The sequence below is a fragment of the Pseudomonas sp. LAIL14HWK12:I7 genome, assembly GCF_000483465.1.
GTDB classification, from domain to species: domain Bacteria; phylum Pseudomonadota; class Gammaproteobacteria; order Pseudomonadales; family Pseudomonadaceae; genus Aquipseudomonas; species Aquipseudomonas kermanshahensis.
Map to the genome: position 1 here is coordinate 167927 of NZ_AXYZ01000005.1, position 18394 is coordinate 186320.

Here is an 18394-nt window from a genome sequence, read left to right on the forward strand (position 1 = left end):
CGTGGGGTAGTGATTGGCTGTGGGAGAAGCTTATCGACGCACCGTTATTTTCAAAATAGAATCATTTGAAACTCATCATTGCAGAATTGAAATGGCAAGAATCCCCGATTTCGAAGGGCTGGCAATGTTCGCCAAAGTGGCGGAAGAAGGTTCCTACGCAGCGGCGGCGCGCGCCATGGGCGTGTCGGTACCGACGGTATCGCGTGCGGTGGCGCGTCTGGAGGCACGCTTGGGCGGTCGTCTGTTCAATCGCACGTCACGCCAGCTTTGCGTCACCGAGTTCGGCCAGCGCATGGTCGAACAGGCCAGCGCGTTGTACCGCCAGGCAGAAGAGATGGAAAGCGCCGCCCAGGAGATGTCGGTGCAGCCACGGGGCTTGGTGCGCCTGGCGGTGCCTATGTCATTCGGCTTGCGCTGGGTAGCGCCGCTGCTGCCCGCGTTGATGGCCAGGTACCCCCAGTTGGAACTCGACCTTCACTTGTCAGATTCGACAGTCGATCTGGTTGCCGAGGGGTTCGATGCAGCACTGCGCATTGCAGCACTGCCGGATTCGTCCTTGGTGGCGAGACGTATCTGCGCGGTCACCCAATACCTGGTAGCCGCGCCGTCATACCTTGCGCGTCATGGGCGCCCTGAGCACCCGCGCGACCTGGTTGACCATGCCTGCATGAGCTACGCCTACCGCGCCCGCAGCCAGGTTTGGCGGTTCACCCACAGTGACGGCACCGAACAAGACGTCGTGCCGCGGGGGCCCCTGCGTGTGACCAATTCGGATGCGTTGGTGGCGCCCTTGCTTGAGGGCTTGGCGATCGCCGAATTACCGGATTTCATCGCCTCCGAATACTTGGCGGACGGCCGCCTTGAGCACCTGCTACCAACGTGGCGCATGACCCAAGGCGGCTTGTATTTCGTCACACCTTCAGCCCGAAGCCGGCCGAGAAAGGTCCAGGCCTTGGCTGATTTTTTCATTGAGCGGCTGGCCGGGTCACAATGGCTGATGCCAAACGTGACCTGACGGTGGCTCAATTATCCAGTTCATCCTTGGTGATGTTGCCGGAGTGTGGGTCAACGTGGAATTCGTACTGCTTGCCATCGGCCTTGATGCCCTCGCCTTCCCAATGGCCGTCATCCGCTTCGATCTTGGTGATCTGGGTGTAGCCGGCGCCTTTAAGCACCGTCTCGGCCTGGTCTTTGTTCACCTTCCAGTCGGCACCTGGTTGGTCAGCCCACGCGGCACTAGCGCCCAGTGCGCCAACCAGTGCCAACCCCGTCAATACGCGCGTCATGGTTTTCATCGTCAACATCCTTTTTGCCTGAGTTAAAGGATGCGACCTGGGCGCTGTCGTTTCGGTTCAATCATCGTTACGCTTGCAGCCACGTTCATTACACAAAGGGTTGACGGTGCACTCCTCCGAACGTTTGAAGGGCATTGACGTTTTTGTCTGCGTGGCAGACCTCGGCAGTTTTGCCGCGGCGGCGCAGCGCCTGAACCTGACCAGCTCGGCTGTCAGCAAAGGTGTCGCGCGGCTGGAAGCTCGCCTGGGCTTACGCCTGTTCGAGCGCACGACGCGTCGGCTTGCCCTGACCGATGCGGGGCAAACGTTCTACAAAACCTGCTCACGCGTGCTGGCCGACCTCGAAGCATCGGAATTGGCCCTGCATGAAGACTACTTCGAGCCACGGGGCCGGGTGCGCATCGACCTGCCCGCAGCGTATGGGCGGCTGCACGTCTTGCCGGTCATTCTCGACTACCTCAAACGCCACCCCCAGTTGCAGCCACACGTGTCCTTTACCGACAGCTTCGTCAACCCGACCGAGCAGGGTATCGATATCGTGGTACGTATCGGCGGCCCGGACGTTTGGCCGGAGGACCTGGGGCACCAGTTCATCGGTGCTCAACGGTTCATCTTCTGTGCCTCACCGGGCTACTTGCAAGCCCGTGGCACACCGCTCGATGAGGCGGACCTGCAAGCCCATGACTGTGTGGTTTACGGGCAGCCCGACGGGGTGGGCAGCCCCTGGCACATGACCGGTATGCAACCGGGTGAAATGGAGCGGCGCTTCATGCCGGCGCGGCTTGCCATCGGCGATGGCGAAGGGGTGGTACAGGCAGTCGTACAGGGTTTGGGGGTCACTCAGGTGCCCACCTGGCTGGTCAATCAACAGCTGGAAAGTGGCGCGTTGATTGAAGTGTTGCCGCACTTGGCAACAGATGGGCTGCCGATGAACGTAGTGTGGCTCAAAAAACGTGAGGCCCTTCCCCGCGTCAGGGCGCTGCTGGATGTGCTGCTGAACGCACTGCGAACAGACGGCCACCGCCTCGCACCCTGCGATTAGTGAATATAATTCGCGTGCCATCTGAAATATTGCCCGTAATAGGCTTTTTAAGAATCAATACAATGGCAGCCCCTGATTGAGGAACTGCCTGCATGACTGCTGTTGAACGCCCACCCGTGGGCTTGGCGACCGACCGACGCGCGACCTTGGGGACTTTGGTCCTCGCCGCCTCCGCCTTTTTGATTGTCACTACCGAGTTCTTGATGGTCGGCCTGCTGCCCGGGCTGGCACGCGACCTTGATGTCTCGATTTCGACTGCCGGGCAGTTGATCACGCTGTTTGCCTTCACCGTCATGCTGGCGGGCCCGCCGTTGACGGCGGCACTTGCCCACCTGGACAGGCGCAAGCTGTTCGCAGCCATCCTCGCCTTATTCGCGGCGTCCAATGCGCTGGCGGCCCTTGCGCCAAACATCGGGGTCTTGGCAGTGGCGCGTTTCCTGCCCGCCCTGGCACTGCCTGTTTTTTGGGGTACAGCCAGCGAAACGGCCGCCAGCATGGTCAGCCCCGATCGCCAAGGGCAGGCCGTCGCGCGGGTCTACCTCGGCATCTCAGCTGCGCTGTTGCTGGGCATTCCATTAGGGACGTTGGCGGCTGACGCCATAGGCTGGCGCGGCGCTTTCTGGATATTGTCTGCTGCTTCGGCGGCCATGGCCTTTGCCGTGCTCACCTGGATGCCAGTGGTTGCGCGCCTGCCCAGGGTTGACTTGCGCCACCAGGCGCGGATCTTCCGTGAACCGAACTTCCTCGCCAATGTGGCGCTGTCGATCATGGTGTTCACCGCCATGTTCATTGCCTACACCTACCTGGCCGACATGCTCGAGCGTACCGCAGGTGTTGCAACTGCGGATGTCGGCTGGTGGCTGATGGGCTTCGGTGCCATTGGTTTGCTGGGCAACTGGCTGGGGGGGCGAGCTGTCAGGCATTCGCCGATCAAGGCCACTGCGCTGTTTCTTGTGTTGCTGGCGATGGGTATGGCGGCCTTCAGCCCGCTGGCCGCTGCGCCTGTAACGCTCTGGGGCGCACTGGCACTGTGGGGCATCGCCAATACGGCGCTCTACCCCATCTGCCAGGTGCGCGTGATGCATTCGGTGGCGCACTCTCAGGCTCTGGCTGGCACCACCAACGTGTCTGCCGCCAATGCCGGTATTGGCTTGGGTGCGCTGTTGGGTGGGCTGGTCATCCCGACATTCGGGGTGTCGACGCTGGGCTATATGGCCGCCGGGGTGGCGCTGTTGGCGTTGCTGTGTGTGCCCGCCGTGGCGCGGCTGCAGCGTCAGGCACCCAGCGCTTAAAGCATGTGCCCCGCCCAGATGCCCTGCGCTACCAGCTCTGAAGCAAGCTCGACGAAGGTTTCACCCACATAGCGCGTGGCTGGGCTGACATGCCTGTCCGCAGGCGACACCATGACCAGCTTGCGCATCGGAGTCGGCTCGATCAGTGGCGCTGCACACAAGGTGCCATTCTGCAGGTGGGTGTAGATCGAGGCCAAGGGCAGCGCGGTCAAGCCGAAGCCATGACGCACCAGGTCGATCATCGCCCCGAACGAATCGGCCTCGACATTGGCGGCAATCTTGAAGCCGACGTCCGCGGCGCAGTGGTCCATGATCTTGCGCAAGCCATGGCGCGGGCTGGGCAGCACCAACTGCTGCTGGGCCAGGGTTGCGAAGTTTACCGGGTTGTCCCACGCCAAGCCTGCGCTGGGCGGCCCGACCAATACCAGGTTCTCCATCATCACCGGCACGATGCGCAAAGTGTGCAGCGGCTCCAGGTCATAAGAGATCGCCAGCTCCAGTTCGCCACGCTGAATCCAGTCCACCAGGTAACCGCTGAAGGCCGACGAGAAACGGATCGACAAGTCCGGGTGGGCTTCGCGGATCCGGGTCACCAGGGGCACGGTGACGATTTCCGCGATGGTCGGTGTGGTGCCGATCGCCACGGCCCCGCGAAACGATGCATGCCCGCCCACTACCGAACTGCGAATGGCCTCCAGTTCATCCATGATCCGCGTGGCGTGCTGCAGCACTTCGCTGCCGGCGTCGGTGATGATCATGCCGCGGCCATGGCGCTCGAACAGGTAGACCCCAAGCTCCTTCTCCAGTTGCCGGATCTGCCGGCTCAAGGCGGGCTGTGCAATGTGCAGCCGGTCGGACGCCTTGCTGAGGCTGCCAAGCTCGGCAACATGGATCAGGGTTTTGAGTTGAACGACGTCCATCGGCAGGCCCGTGTCGAGGCAGAAGGTAACTGGCAGTCTAAACAGCACACCTGTCAGCAGCTATAGAATTTCAGCATATCAGTTAGTCAGCTAGTCCCCTTATTGACGGGCCCACTCTGGAGTAGCGTGAAAACAGGGTCGATCACCGATCGGACGCCCGCTACAAGAATAAGACCAGAGGCTGACTACCATGCCAACTCCCCGCTCCAGCACCACCCTCGTTGAAGATGCCCCCGCCCGCCAACCCAATCGTGTCAGAGCGATCATGGGGGCCTGCTCCGGCAACCTGGTCGAGTGGTATGACTTTTTCATCTACGCCTATACGGCAATCTACTTCGCGGCGTCGTTCTTCCCCAAAGGCGATACCACCACGCAGTTGCTGGCCACTGCGGGTGTGTTCGCCGTCGGTTTCTTCATGCGGCCCCTGGGTGGGTGGATTTTCGGCTGGCTGGCCGACACCCGTGGGCGCAAGGTGTCGATGATTATCTCGGTGTTCATGATGTGCGCCGGGTCACTGCTGATCGCGGTGATGCCGACCTATGAAACGGTAGGTATCGCCGCACCGATCATGCTAGTCGTGGCACGGCTGATCCAGGGTCTTTCGGTGGGTGCCGAGTACGGCACCGGCGCAACCTACATCAGCGAAATCGCGACACCAGGCCGGCGTTGCTTCTATGGCTCGTTCCAGTACTTCACGATCATCGCCGGGCAATTGCTGGCCCTGTTCACCGTAGTCATCCTGCAGCAGACCCTCAGCGATGAGCAGTTGCGTGAATGGGGCTGGCGCATTCCGTTTTTCATTGGCGCCATCAGCGCCGTGGTTGTCGTGTACCTGCGCCGCTCGATGCACGAAACCGCCTCGAAAAAGGACATGCACCGCGAGGGTGCCGGGTCGTTGCGCGGCATGTTCAAGCACAAGCGTGCCGTCGGGCTGGTGATCGCCTTTACCATCGGTGGGTCGCTGTACTTCTATACCTTCACCACCTACATGCAGAAGTTTCTGGTGATATCGGCAGGCTTCGACGCGGCCACGGTGAGTTTCATCATGACCTCGGCGCTGATCGGCTTCATGCTTTGCCAGCCGCTGTTCGGCCTGATGGCAGACCGGCTCGGGATCAGAACGCACATGCTGATGTTCTCGAGCCTGGGCGTGTTGCTGGTGATCCCGCTGCTGTTCGCCATCAAGCATACCCACAACCCCTTCATGGCCTTTGCGCTGGTCTTCGGCGGGCTGGTCATCGCCTCGCTCTACACCCCGATCGCGGGCATCGTCAAAGCCGAATTGTTCCCCCCCGCAGTGCGTGCGCTGGGGGTCGGGTTCCCGTATGCCATAGGTAATGCGGCGTTTGGCGGGACCGCTGAATATGTCGCGCTGTCGTTCAGGGCCGAAGGGGCCGAGGACTACTTCTTCTTCTACGTGGCCGCCGTCCTGTGCGTGACCTTCATCGCATCGATGCTGATGCCCAACCTGACGCGGCATGGGTACATCAGTGGCGATGGCAGGGTTGAGGAGAATACCGGCATGCCGGCCAGCAAGGTGCAGACCGCCAAGGCCTGACCTCGCCAACATTGCCACTTTATTGACCCGCGCGGCCCTGATGGCTTCCCCGAGGAAGCCACCAGGGCCGCTTCGTTTCGCTTGGCCGGCCACTCCATGAGCTATGCCACGCCGGCATATCTCAAAGAGAAAAACGGTAGTCGTCGGTACCCCGCGTTGCCTGCATGATGAGGCAAAACAAGAGCAGCACTGGAGACAACCATGTCATCGCAAGAAGCTGAACAAAGCTGGCAAGAAGACGTTTTCCGCGTCCTCAAGGCCCACGACGTCAAGCATGTCGTGTTCGTTCCGGACGCCGGCCATTCGGCCGCGATCCGCATGTCGTACCAGGACCCTGATATCAAGGCCGTCGTCCTCACCACCGAAGAAGAAGGCATTGGTTATCTGGCCGGCGCCTGGCTGGGCGGCGAACGCGGTGCACTGTTGATGCAGTCCAGCGGCGTCGGTAACTGCATCAACACCCTGGCCCTGCAGAACTGCGCGGGTTTCCCCCTGCTGATGGTGGTGACCATGCGCGGTGACTGGGCCGAGTTCAACGCTTGGCAAAACCCCATGGGCCAGGCCACCGAGGCCTCGCTGCAACTGATGAAGGTCATGACCTGGCGTGCCGATGTGCCAGAAGACGTTGCGCCACTGCTGCATGGCGCCGCCACCATGGCCTTCAATGGTGATTCCGCCACTGCCTTGCTGCTCGGCCAGCGCCTGATCGGAGAAAAGAAATGGGTCAAGTAAGCGCCAACCACACGCTGTGCCGCCGTGAGGTGGTGCGTACCCTGCTCGCTGATCGCCAGGATGTACTGGTCGTGACCGGCCTGGGTTCGGCGTCTTACGACGTCATGGCTGCCGGTGACCACGATGGCAACTATTACCTGTGGGCCGCCATGGGCAGCGCCATCACCGTAGGCCTGGGCCTGGCCAACGCGCAACCCGACAAGTCGGTGGTGGTCGTCACCGGTGATGGCGAGCTGCTGATGGGCTTCGGCGCCCTGGCGACTGTCGCCCTGCAGAAGCCTGCCAATTTGACCATTGTGGTGCTGGACAACGGCCACTTCGGCGAGACCGGCATGCAGGTCAGCCACGCCGGTTTCGGCATCAAGCTCGACCAGGTTGCCCAAACCTGCGGCTTCAGCTGGACCCGCGAGATTCGCGACATGGAAGGCGTGCATGACCTGCGCGAACGCTTCGCCAGCCGCGAAGGTGTGAAGCTGGCTACTGTCAAGATCAAGGCCGAGAACCCACCCCGCGTGCTGCCGCCGCGTGACGGCCACTACATCAAGAACCGCTTCCGCGCTGCCCTGGGCTTCCAGCCTCTTTGACCGTGTCAGGCGCAGGTTAGCAACCGAGCCACGACAAGGCTGCCAGCCTGCGCCGCCTGGAGAACAATAATGAGCGACTACGACAACGAAGCACTCAACGCCATCCGCGAGGGCGTGCGCGCCCTGTGTGGTGATTTCCCTGCCGAATACTGGCGCAAGATCGACGAAGAAAAGAGCTTTCCGGAGGCCTTCGTCAAGGCCATGACCGATGCGGGCTGGCTTTCGGCGATGATTCCGGAAGAGTACGGTGGCTCCGGCCTGGGCCTGGCCGAGGCCTCGGTGATTCTTGAGGAAGTCAACCGTTGCGGGGGTAACTCCGGCACCATTCACGGCCAGATGTACAACATGTTCACACTGCTGCGTAACGGCAGCGAAGAACAAAAAGGCTATTACCTGCCAAAACTCGCCAGTGGCGAACTGCGCCTGCAGTCGATGGGGGTCACCGAGCCCACCACCGGCACCGACACCACCAAGATCAAGACCACGGCCGTGCGCAAGGGCGACAAGTACGTCATCAACGGCCAGAAGGTCTGGATCTCGCGCGTCCAGCACTCCGACCTGATGATCCTGCTGGCCCGTACCACACCGCTGGCAGAGGTGAAGAAAAAATCCGAAGGCATGTCGATTTTCCTCGTCGACCTGCGCGAAGCCATCGGCAACGGCCTGACCGTGCAGCCCATCGCCAACATGGTCAACCATGAGACCAACGAGCTGTTCTTCGACAACCTGGAAATCCCTGCCAGCAGCCTGATTGGCGAAGAAGGCAAAGGCTTCCGCTATATCCTCGACGGCCTCAACGCCGAGCGCACGCTGATCGCCGCCGAGTGCATCGGCGATGGCCGCTGGTTCATCGAAAAGTCCAGCCAGTACGCCCGCGACCGCGTGGTGTTCGGCCGCCCGATTGGGCAGAACCAGGGCGTGCAGTTCCCGATCGCCGAGGCGCACATCGAGATCGAAGCAGCCGACCTGATGCGCTGGCGTGCCTGTGCCGAATACGACAGCGGCAAGAACGCCGGCGCCGCGGCCAACATGGCCAAGTACCTGGCGGCGAAGGCCAGTTGGGAAGCCGCCAACGCCTGCCTGCAAACCCACGGCGGTTTCGGCTTTGCCAACGAATATGACGTCGAGCGCAAGTTCCGTGAGACGCGCCTGTACCAGGTGGCCCCGATCTCGACCAACCTGATCCTGTCGTACGTCGCCGAGCACCTGCTGGAATTGCCACGCTCGTTCTGACCGATGCCGCCCCTGGTCGCCAAGGCGCCAAGGGGCCCTGCCATGACAAGAGAGATAACCATCATGAGCCAGCCTACGGCAATCCGCCCGCTAGACGGCATCACCGTCATCAGCCTCGAACATGCCATTGCTGCGCCCTTCTGCACCCGTCAACTGGCGGACCTTGGCGCCCGCGTGATCAAGGTCGAACGGCCGGGGGTCGGTGACTTTGCGCGGGGCTACGATCAACGGGTCAACGGCCTGGCTTCGCACTTCGTCTGGACCAACCGCTCGAAAGAAAGCCTCGCTCTGGACCTCAAGCAGGACATCGCCGGCGACATTCTCGACCAGCTTCTGGAGCAGGCCGACGTGTTGGTGCAAAACCTGGCGCCGGGCGCCGCTGCGCGCCTGGGGCTGTCGTTCGAGGCGCTGCATGCGCGGTTCCCCACGCTGATCGTCTGCGACATTTCGGGCTACGGCGCGGGCGGCCCTTTTGAACAGAAAAAGGCCTACGACTTGCTGATTCAGAGCGAAGGCGGCTTTTTATCGGTGACCGGCGGCCCGGGTGACGAGCAGATGGCCAAGGCGGGCAACTCGATTGCCGACATCGCGGCCGGCATGTACGCCTACACCGGCGTGTTGTCGGCCCTGCTGCTGCGTGGCCGCACCGGCGAAGGCAGCCATGTGGAAGTGTCGATGCTGGAAAGCCTGGTGGAGTGGATGAACTACCCGCTGTACTACGCCTACGAAGGCGCGACCCCGCCGCCACGCGCCGGCGCGGCGCACGCGACCATCTACCCGTACGGCCCCTTCCCCACCGGCGATGGCAATACTGTGATGCTCGGTTTGCAGAACGAGCGCGAATGGCGCCTGTTCTGTGAGCAGGTGCTGCTGCAACCCGCGCTGGCCGACGATGCGCGGTTCTCTGCCAACTACCTGCGGGTGGCCAATCGTGAGGCTTTGCGTGCGTTGATCATCGAGGCGTTCGCCGCCCTGGACTTGGACACGGTGGTTGCGCGCCTTGATAGCGCCAGCATTGCCAACGCACGGGTCAACGACATGCAGGGGGTGTGGCAGCACCCGCAGTTACAAGCCCGCGACCGTTGGCGCCAGGTAGCCACGGCAAACGGCAGCATACCCAGCCTGCTGCCCCCGGCCAGCAGCAATGCCTACCGCCCACGCATGGACCCGGTGCCAGCCTTGGGGGAGCACAGCGAATGCATCCTCGCCCAGCTTGGGCTGTCTGCCGAACGTATACAGGAACTGCGCCGCGATGGGGTCATCTGACCGCTTCAGGCACAGCGTTGAATGATCGAGGACCACGACAATGACAACACACGACCTCAGCCGCTGGATTGGCCGTAGCGAAACCAGCCACGATCGCATCACCCACAACCTGGTCAAGCGCCTCGCGGCGACCCTTAGCGAGCCTGCACCCTCGGCGGGAGAACCCCTGCCCCTGCTCTGGCACTGGGCGTTCTTCCAGGACCCCGTCGAGGCCACCGGGCTGGGCGCTGATGGCCACCCCGCGCGCGGCGGTTTCTTGCCGCCAGCAGACAACCGCAACCGGATGTGGGCCGGCAGCCGCCTGACCTTCATCAGCCCTTTACAGGTGGAAGCGCAGGTAGCACGCCACTCGACGATTCTCAACGTCGAAGAAAAACAGGGCCGCACCGGGTCGCTGCTGTTTGTCACCGTCAGGCACGTGTATGTCCAGGATGGCCATGAAGCGCTGATTGAAGAACAGGACATCGTCTACCGCGAGCCCACCCCACCCAAGCTTGGCGGTACCGAGCCGGCAACCGCCGGCGCTTGGCAGGAGACCGTGACGCCCGACGCAACCCTGTTGTTCCGCTACTCGGCCGTCACCTTCAATGGCCATCGCATTCACTATGACTGGCCCTATGTCACTGACACCGAAGGCTACCCCGGGCTGGTGGTGCACGGGCCCTTGATTGCCACGCTCAATCTGCGCGCCTTTGCCCGTGCCAACCCCGCCGCCCAGATACGCCGATTCAGCTTCCGCGGCTTGCGGCCGTTGATTTCGCCGAACACCTTCGAGGTGGGTGGGCGCCTGCTCGAACGCGGCAAGGCGCAGCTTTGGGCAACCGCCGAAGCGGGCATGGCGCAAACCGCAGAAGTCGAATTCAGCCTGGAGGCCAGCCGATGAGCCAGGCCATCGTGCGCTCTGCCCTGTTCGTCCCCGCCAGCCGCCCGGAACGTATCGCCAAGGCGCTGGCCAGCGGCGCTGATCGGGTGATTGTGGATTTGGAAGACGCCGTTGAAGAAGCGGCGAAGGCGCAGGCGCGGGACAACCTGCAGGCATTTCTGGCCGAGCAGCCCGAGGCCTGCGTGCTGGTGCGGGTCAACGCCCCGCAGCATTGGGCGCACGCGGCTGACCTTGCGCTGTGCCAGCGTCACGCCGGTGTCAGTGGCATCCTGCTGCCCAAGGCCGAAACGGTCGAGCAAGTGCAGCGTGCGCGTGCTACCGGCAAGCCGGTCTGGCCAATTATCGAGAGCGCACGTGGGCTGGTCGCCCTGCCCTTGCTGGCGGCCTGTGAAGGCGTCGAACGCTTGTCCTTTGGCAGCCTCGACCTCGGCCTGGACCTGAACCTGCGCACAACCAGCGAAGCCGCCGAACAGGTGCTCGGGCATGCGCGCTATGCCGTCTTGCTGCACAGCCGCGCTGCCGGCCTTGCGCCGCCGCTCGATGGCGTGCACCCGGCCATTCAGGACGTCGCTGGCCTGCAGCGGCACGTACAGTTCGCTCGCGACATGGGCTTTGGCGGGGCCTTGTGCATTCACCCCAGCCAGGTCAGCGTGATTCATCGTGCCCTGCAGCCTTCGCCCGATGAGTTGGAATGGGCGCACCGCGTGTTGGCTGCGGCCGAAGGCGGTGCTGGCGTGTTCACCCTGGATGGGCAGATGGTGGATGCGCCGGTGATCCTGCGCGCCCGTGCCCTTGTGCACGCCGCAGGCAAGGGTGAATAGCCATGCCCGACGCCCGTCACGTGCAACAGTGCCCCAGCCCTCTGCTCACTGTGGCACAGGGCTTGATGGCAGAAGTCGGCTATGGCGCCATGAGCATGCGCCAGCTCGCGGCCCGCGCTGGCCTGCAGCCGGGCAGCCTTTACCACCACGTTGCGAGCAAACAGGACCTGCTGCTCGATGTATTGCTGGACATTCTCGCCCAGCGCCTCGACGCCTGGCGCCGAGGGCCCTACACTCGCGACCTGCGCGGCTACCTGCGGTTTCAACTCGCGCGCCAGGCATCGCACCCCTTTGAGGCGTTGTTGCTGCGCCACGAATCACGCCATGTCGAGCCTGGCCAACGTGGGTGGCTGGAGCAGGCGCTCAACCGTTCGCGAGCGCCTTTGTGCCAGATCATCGAACACGGTCAGCAACAGGGGCGTTACACGGTGGGGGATATCGCCAGCGCAGCCGAGGCGATTCTGGCCCTGATAGATACCGCCGAAGGTATGCGCCGTCGGCCAATGCCGGTGGATGACGCGAAAATCGAGGCCTGGGTGATACAGATGAGCCATGCGCTGCTGTCAGCATGCCCGCCTGCGAAACGACCGGCACGCGCCGCCCGGCTGACGGGAGCCGCCTGAAACCGCGTATCATCGGGCCTCACACCAGAGGCCTGTCATGTTCGATTGGGAAGACCTGCGTCATTTTTCTGCATTTATCAGCGCCGGCTCGCTGTCGGCCGCTGCCAAGCGCTTGGGGGTTGACCACGCCACCGTGGCGCGGCGGATCAGTTCGCTGGAAGCCTCGCTGCAGTTGAAGCTGGTGGACCGCCGCCCACGGGCTTACGCCCTGACCGAGCAGGGCGTGCGCGTTGGCGAGTTTGCCGAGCAGATGTTGGCATCCTCGTTTGCGCTGGAGCACTTTGCCAGTGCCGACCAACAGGCCGTTGAAGGCGAAGTCGTGATTGCCGCCCCGCCCGCGCTGTTGGGCAACATGGTGGCGCGTAGGCTGGGCGAACTGTACAAACGTTACCCTGCCTTGCAACTCACCTTGGTCGGCAGCAAGTCGCGCGCGTCGCTGGCCCGCCGCGAGGCGGACGTGGCAATCACCTTGGCCAGGCCCACCGAGCCAACCCTGGTGGCCAGCCTGCTCGGGCATCTCGAATACAGGCTGTACGCATCGGCGCCCTACGTGCGCCGACGCGAACCGCACCTGTACATCGGCTACGACGACTCCCAGGCGAAATCCCCACAGCAGCGCTGGCTGCTTGAGCAGGCCGCAGGTCGCCCTTTCGCCCTGCACAGCAACGACCTGCGCATCCAGGCCCAGGCTGCGGCCGGTGGCGTGGGGGTAGCCTGCCTGCCCGCCTTCATGGCCGAGGAGTACGGGCTCAAGCAAGCCTGCGAGGACGACAGGTCGATGAGCATCGAAATTTGGCTGGCCGTGCACGAGGACGTGCGCAACACCCCCCGCATCAAAGCCGTAACGGATTTTCTGCTCGAGCAGGTCAAACCCCTGCTGCGCTTGTGAATTTTTGCAGATATCACCTGCACATCCTGGGAATTTGCACGCTCGCGTCGCGCCGCTAACCTTGTTCCATCGCTCGGCTGCACACGCTGGGCAATGCTGACCAAGAGGATTCACAGATGCAGTACGTCAAACTCGGCAACACCGGCCTGGACATCTCCCGACTGTGCCTGGGGTGCATGACGTTCGGTGACCCGGATGCCGGTACCCATCCCTGGACCCTGGATGTGCAACAGAGCCGCCCGATCATTCGCCACGCGGTAGAGCAAGGCATCAACTTCTTCGACACAGCCAATAGCTACTCGGCGGGTACATCGGAAGTGATCCTGGGCCAATTGCTGAAGGAATTCACCCGCCGTGAAGACACCGTCATCGCGACCAAGGTCTTCTACCCGGCGAACATGTGGCAAGGCGCAAGCAAGCCGAACGAGCAAGGCCTGTCACGCAAGGCGATCCTCAGCAGCATCGACGCCAGCCTGAACCGCCTGGGCGTGGATTACGTCGATCTCTACCAGGTTCACCGCTGGGATTATCACACGCCGATCGAAGAAACCATGGAAGCCCTGCACGACGTGGTCAAGGCCGGCAAGGCACGCTATATCGGGGCGTCTTCAATGTATGCCTGGCAGTTCGCCAAAGCCCAGCACGTCGCAGCGGCCAATGGCTGGAGCCGGTTCGTGTCGATGCAGAACTACCTCAACCTGCTGTACCGGGAAGAAGAGCGGGAGATGATCCCCTTGTGCCAGGACCAGGGCGTCGGGCTGATGCCCTGGAGCCCGCTGGCCCGTGGCCGGCTGACCCGGCCCAAGGGCCAGGAAACCGCGCGCACGCTCAGCGATGTTTCTGGCAAGTCGTTTTATGCAGGGACGGAAGTCGAGGATGGCCGTGTGATCGATGTGGTCGAGCAGATTGCCAGCGAGCGTGGCTTACCCATGGCTCAGGTTGCCTTGGCCTGGGTGCTCAGGCACCGCGCCGTGACGGCGCCGATTATTGGCGCATCGAAGCCTGGGCATCTTGACGATGCCATTGCGGCATTGGGGCTGCAGTTGTCTGATGAAGAGGTTGCGCGGTTGGAAGCACCGTATGTACCGCATGCGGTTACCGGGTTTAAGTAGGTTTGTGGGGCTGCGGACATCGAGCGCCGCCTGCGCGGCGCTTCGCAGCACAAGGCTGCTCCTACATTTTTTGGGCCAATTATTCCTGAGGCGGTCGCGCGCAAACATCACAGGCCTGCGATTGCAGCCCGTTGAACGCGAAGCCGGGGGTGCTGACAGCCTTAGCCGGCGTGACGCGCGTGGAAGCCGGCGATTCGGCGCCACATTTCGATAGGGTTGGAATACATCGGGAAGTGCCCGCACGCGGGGATGCTGGCCAGCTCTACACCCTGCGCCTGGATGTCCGCCAGGTAAGACAGGTGACTGTTCTGCTCGCCATACATGAACATGCGTGGGCACGGCAGGCCGAGGAATTTGCTCATCAGGTCGCCGTGGTCAGACAGCTCTACCATCGAGCTGAAGATCCCCCGCACGGCCTCTGCCCGCACTTTGTAAGGCAGGCTGGCAGCGTACAAGGCACTGGCCGGGTCACTGCTGTGCCGGGTGCGCTCGATGAACGCGTCGAAGAACACCTGCGGATCATTGGCCGGGTAGTCATCAATCTGACGGCTGAGGAAGCAGTCTTCCGGGGCGATATTGCCTTCGATGTCGATGAAGCTGATCACCCGCTCGGGGCATTGATGCGCCAGCAGCAACGCCGTCAGGCCGCCCATCGAGTGGCCCACCAGGTGAAAACGCTGAATACCGAAGTGCTCCAGCACCTGCAACGCGGTCGCCAGCAGCAGCGGAATCGAAACACGTGAAAGGTCGCTGCAGTGGCTCTGCCCGCACCCCGGTGCGTCGTAGGCCACGAATGGGCGGCCGGCAAACGCCGGCTGGCGTGTCAGCCCGGCATAGTCTTCCTTGGTCGAGCCGAACCCGTGCAGAAACAGGATCGGCGCCCCACGGCCCTCTCGGTGGACAGTGGACAGTTCAAGGTCGACGCCCTCCACGTTCAAAGGCAGGACGAACTGGCGGAACGATTGGGATTCGGGCACGCCGTAAACTCCTCTTGTAGTTGAGAGGCACACTCTCGACGTCCACCAACAATCTGTAAATTCCTCATCAGCGATCAATTACATAGGTCAAACCTATGAAATGCGTTCGCTCAGCTGGTTTACCAATGCCTGCACCAGTGGGTTGGCGCGTTCGGCATTCCAAGCGTAGGTGGTGGTCACCACACTCACCTGCTGCGCCAGCGGGCGTATGACCACGTTCGCCGGTGCCAGTTTTTTCATGGCCGCCGGCACCAGGGCGATACCCTGCCCGCAGCTGACGAAGGCTATCTGAGACGCCACCGAACGCACTTCGTGCAGCACTCGAGGCGAAAACCCGTTGGCGCGGCAGGTGGCAATCAGGTTATCGAAGTACAAGGGGCTGACCTTGCGCGCGAACATCACCAGCGGCTCGCTGGCCAGGCTCGCCAGCGCGATCTCGCTATGGTTTGCCAGTGGGTGATCAACCGGCAGTGCCACCATCAATTGCTCCTCGGTGAGCGGGCGCCATTCGATGCCCTTGCCCAGGTCGCCATCCAGCCTCGCGAACGCCAGGTCGATATCGCCCGCCTCCAGCGAAGGCACCGCCTCGACGCTGTCGATTTCGCGTACCGACACCGTGACCTTAGGGTGGTCCTGCTTGAAGCGCTCGATTACCTCCGGCAGCACGTCGAACATGGCCGACGAGATGGCACCGATGGTGACCATGCCCTGATGGCCCGCCACGGCTTCTTCCACGGCCAGTTCCAGGCGTTCGAGTTGGTCGGCGAACTTGCGCACCGCCGGCAGGATGGCGGCGCCCACCGGGGTCAACGCCGCACCGCGCCGGGAACGGTCGAACAGCTTGACCTTCAATGCCTGCTCAAGAATTTGGATTTGCTCGGTGAGCGGCGGCTGGGTCATGCCCAGGCGTTTGGCGGCCCGCCCAAAGTTCTTTTCCTCAGCAACAGCCAGGAACAGCCAAAGGTGGCGGATAAGGCGAAAATTGATCATGGCGGTTCCATAGGTTGGGCATATGTTTAACATCCTTGATAAGGAATATACCTATCAAACAGCCTGTCGGACACTCATGCCTCCTTCACCAAAGAGGTTCACCCATGAGCCAAGACAGCGTGCTACAACGCCTGGCGGCGCTGGACACCAACACCGTGTCCGACGCCCTCGACTTCCTCGGCCTGCCCGGCGCCACGTTCGGTCTGCGCTCGTTATGGCACTGCCCCAAGGTGGTCGGCCGCGCCAGCACTGTGCAACTGGCCGCCAAGACCGACCGTGCACCGACCGTGCACTTGATCAGCCCGGTGATCGAAGCGATCGCCAGTGATGACCGCGTACTGGTGATCGCCGGCGGCATCGACGGGATCTCTTGCTGGGGCGACATTCTGGCCAATGCCGCCGTGGCCCGGCACGTGCGCGGCAGCATCATCGACGGTTGCAGCCGCGACATCGACGGCAGCGCCGACATCGGTTATCCGGTGTATGGCCGTGGCGTGACCATGGTCAGCGCACGCAATCGCGTGGTCCAGGTCGACGCGGCCTGCACCGTCCAGGTGGCAGGTGTAGCAGTGGATGAAAACGACTACGTGATTGCCGACAACTGCGGCACCGTCTTCGTCGCCCAAGCCCACATCGCCAAGGTGTTGGAGCTGGCCGAGCGCATCGCCCGTCGCCAGGCCGGCATGGTGGATGCCGTGCGGGCTGGCCGCTCGGTGGCCGACGTGATGCATGACAGCCAATTTGATGCGATCAATACGGAGCACCACCGATGAGCGAGCAGGACACCGACGGCGGCATCCAGCGCCTGAACCTTAACCTGGCCAGCGCCCGCCCCTCGGCCACCTACGGCATCATGGACCGCGTTGCCCAGCGCCGCGCGGCGGGGGCCACGATCATTTCGCTGTGCGCGGGCGAGCCAGACTTCGACACACCAACGCACATCCGCGACGCCGCCAAGCAGGCGATCGACCAAGGCCATACGCGCTACACCCAAGTCGCTGGCAGCCGCGCCCTGCGCGAAGCGGTGGCGGCCAAGTTCCGCCACGAGAATGGCTTGCAGGTCGAGTGGCAGGACACGTTGGTCGCCAGCGGCGGCAAACAGGTGATCTACAACGCCTTGGCAGCGACCCTCAATGCCGGCGACGAGGTCATCGTGCCAGCGCCCTACTGGGTCAGCTACCCGGAGATGGTCCAACTGTGTGGCGCCCGCAGCATGATCGTCACGTGTGAGGCCAGCAGCGGTTTCAAGCTGACGCCTGAAGCGCTTGGTGCCGCGATCACGCCGCGCACCCGCTGGCTGATCCTCAACTCGCCGTCCAACCCGACCGGCGCGGTCTACAGCGTTGCCGAGCTGCAGGCCTTGGCTACGGTGCTGCTGGCAAACCCACAGGTATTGGTGCTGGCGGATGACATTTACGAGCACCTGATTTTCGACGATCAGCGCTTCCATACCCTGGCCCAGGTGGAACCTCGGCTTGCCGAACGCACGCTGACCATGAACGGCGTATCCAAGGCCTATGCCATGACGGGCTGGCGCATCGGTTTCGCCACGGGCCCGCGCTGGCTGCTGGCGGCCATGGAAAAGCTGCAGGGGCAACAGACCTCGGGTGCGTGTTCGGTCTCTCAGCAGGCGGCGGTTGCTGCGCTGGTAGGCCCGAAAGCGTTCATCCATCAAAGCCGGGACGTGTTTCAGCGCCGCCGTGACCTGATGGTGAAGGCGATTGATGGGATCCCAGGGCTGCACTGCGAGCAACCGGCCGGGGCATTCTATGCCTTTGCCAATTGCGCCGGGCTGATCGGCAAGTCCTCCCCGGGTGGTCGTTACCTGGCCACTGACGAGGATGTCGCGCTGGCCCTGCTCGACGAAGCCGATGTCGCCGTGGTGCATGGCAGTGCCTTCGGGCTCGGGCCTTACCTGCGCATTGCCTACGCGCTGGACGATGCGTCGCTGATGGCAGCGTGTGATGCGCTCGGGCGCTTCTGTCGCGCGGCCAGGAGCAGCCTTGTGCTGCGAAGAGGCCGGTGCAAGCAGCGAAGATTGAGGGTGTTGTCACCGGCCTCTTCGCAGCACAAGGCTGCTCCTACACCGAAGGGTTGCGCCTGTGGGCGAGGCTGCGGCCTCGACGTTTTGGCCAGAGATTGTCTATGATCCCGCGTTGAACGTTTCAGCATGTTTC

19 protein-coding genes are annotated in these 18394 nt (G+C 62.8%); 15 read left to right on the forward strand and 4 right to left on the reverse strand.

Annotated elements, in window-relative coordinates; all coding sequences use genetic code 11:
- Positions 1-91 precede the first annotated feature (91 nt).
- On the forward strand, positions 92-1015 hold the full coding sequence (locus tag D886_RS0107565; RefSeq protein ID WP_027593325.1) for a LysR family transcriptional regulator: 924 nt from the start codon (positions 92-94) through the stop codon (positions 1013-1015).
- A 7-nt stretch (positions 1016-1022) separates the two neighbouring features.
- Here the strand turns inward: D886_RS0107565 and D886_RS0107570 are convergent, their stop codons facing one another.
- A complete protein-coding gene (locus D886_RS0107570) occupies positions 1023-1295 on the reverse strand; it encodes a PepSY domain-containing protein (RefSeq protein ID WP_027593326.1) in 273 nt (90 codons plus the stop codon).
- A gap of 106 nt (positions 1296-1401) precedes the next feature.
- Between D886_RS0107570 and D886_RS0107575 the strand changes: the two genes are divergently transcribed.
- Both D886_RS0107575 and D886_RS0107580 read left to right on the forward strand, forming a co-directional pair.
- The gene (locus D886_RS0107575) at positions 1402-2337 is read left to right on the forward strand and encodes a LysR family transcriptional regulator (protein ID WP_027593327.1); all 936 of its coding nucleotides are present in this window, start codon (positions 1402-1404) and stop codon (positions 2335-2337) included.
- Positions 2338-2429: 92 nt separating this feature from the next.
- Complete coding sequence (locus D886_RS0107580; protein ID WP_027593328.1) at positions 2430-3629, forward strand: MFS transporter; 1200 nt, start codon at positions 2430-2432, stop codon at positions 3627-3629.
- Here the strand turns inward: D886_RS0107580 and D886_RS0107585 are convergent.
- A complete protein-coding gene (locus tag D886_RS0107585; RefSeq protein ID WP_027593329.1) occupies positions 3626-4549 on the reverse strand; it encodes a LysR family transcriptional regulator in 924 nt (307 codons plus the stop codon). The two genes, D886_RS0107580 and D886_RS0107585, sit on opposite strands and share 4 nt — an antisense overlap.
- A gap of 190 nt (positions 4550-4739) precedes the next feature.
- Here D886_RS0107585 and D886_RS0107590 point away from each other — a divergent pair, with 190 nt between their 5' ends.
- The 10 genes from D886_RS0107590 to D886_RS0107635 all read left to right on the forward strand — a co-directional run bounded on the left by D886_RS0107590 (position 4740) and on the right by D886_RS0107635 (position 14250).
- On the forward strand, positions 4740-6107 hold the full coding sequence (locus D886_RS0107590) for an MFS family transporter (protein ID WP_027593330.1): 1368 nt from the start codon (positions 4740-4742) through the stop codon (positions 6105-6107).
- A gap of 201 nt (positions 6108-6308) precedes the next feature.
- Positions 6309-6839, forward strand: coding sequence for a thiamine pyrophosphate-binding protein (locus D886_RS0107595; protein WP_027593331.1), 531 nt, complete (start codon positions 6309-6311; stop codon positions 6837-6839).
- Positions 6827-7423 carry a thiamine pyrophosphate-dependent enzyme gene (locus tag D886_RS0107600; RefSeq protein ID WP_027593332.1) on the forward strand — a complete coding sequence of 199 codons (597 nt, stop codon included), beginning with the start codon at positions 6827-6829 and terminating at the stop codon, positions 7421-7423. The genes D886_RS0107595 and D886_RS0107600 overlap by 13 nt, the downstream gene beginning before the upstream one ends.
- Positions 7424-7492: 69 nt before the next feature.
- Entirely contained in the window at positions 7493-8656 is a 1164-nt protein-coding gene (locus tag D886_RS0107605; protein WP_027593333.1) for an acyl-CoA dehydrogenase family protein, read from the forward strand.
- 63 nt (positions 8657-8719) lie between these two features.
- The gene (locus D886_RS0107610; protein ID WP_027593334.1) at positions 8720-9922 is read left to right on the forward strand and encodes a CaiB/BaiF CoA-transferase family protein; all 1203 of its coding nucleotides are present in this window, start codon (positions 8720-8722) and stop codon (positions 9920-9922) included.
- Between the two features lie 40 nt (positions 9923-9962).
- On the forward strand, positions 9963-10805 hold the full coding sequence (locus D886_RS0107615) for a MaoC family dehydratase N-terminal domain-containing protein (protein WP_027593335.1): 843 nt from the start codon (positions 9963-9965) through the stop codon (positions 10803-10805).
- A complete protein-coding gene (locus D886_RS0107620) occupies positions 10802-11626 on the forward strand; it encodes a CoA ester lyase (RefSeq protein WP_027593336.1) in 825 nt (274 codons plus the stop codon). Before D886_RS0107615 ends, D886_RS0107620 begins: the two co-directional genes overlap by 4 nt.
- Before the next feature lie 2 nt (positions 11627-11628).
- Positions 11629-12249 carry a TetR/AcrR family transcriptional regulator gene (locus tag D886_RS0107625; protein WP_027593337.1) on the forward strand — a complete coding sequence of 207 codons (621 nt, stop codon included), beginning with the start codon at positions 11629-11631 and terminating at the stop codon, positions 12247-12249.
- A 37-nt stretch (positions 12250-12286) separates the two neighbouring features.
- Entirely contained in the window at positions 12287-13138 is an 852-nt protein-coding gene (locus tag D886_RS0107630) for a LysR family transcriptional regulator (RefSeq protein ID WP_027593338.1), read from the forward strand.
- Between the two features lie 116 nt (positions 13139-13254).
- On the forward strand, positions 13255-14250 hold the full coding sequence (locus tag D886_RS0107635) for an aldo/keto reductase (protein WP_027593339.1): 996 nt from the start codon (positions 13255-13257) through the stop codon (positions 14248-14250).
- A gap of 161 nt (positions 14251-14411) precedes the next feature.
- Here D886_RS0107635 and D886_RS0107640 read toward each other — a convergent pair whose 3' ends face one another.
- A complete protein-coding gene (locus D886_RS0107640) occupies positions 14412-15227 on the reverse strand; it encodes an alpha/beta fold hydrolase (RefSeq protein WP_027593340.1) in 816 nt (271 codons plus the stop codon).
- A 93-nt stretch (positions 15228-15320) separates the two neighbouring features.
- Complete coding sequence (locus D886_RS0107645; protein ID WP_027593341.1) at positions 15321-16217, reverse strand: LysR family transcriptional regulator; 897 nt, start codon at positions 16215-16217, stop codon at positions 15321-15323.
- 104 nt (positions 16218-16321) lie between these two features.
- Here D886_RS0107645 and D886_RS0107650 point away from each other — a divergent pair, with 104 nt between their 5' ends.
- Positions 16322-16990: an RraA family protein gene (locus tag D886_RS0107650; protein WP_027593342.1), complete on the forward strand. Its 669-nt coding sequence runs from the start codon at positions 16322-16324 to the stop codon at positions 16988-16990.
- Positions 16987-18366: a pyridoxal phosphate-dependent aminotransferase gene (locus tag D886_RS26810; protein ID WP_081717466.1), complete on the forward strand. Its 1380-nt coding sequence runs from the start codon at positions 16987-16989 to the stop codon at positions 18364-18366. Before D886_RS0107650 ends, D886_RS26810 begins: the two co-directional genes overlap by 4 nt.
- The last annotated feature ends 28 nt before the right edge of the window (positions 18367-18394 follow it).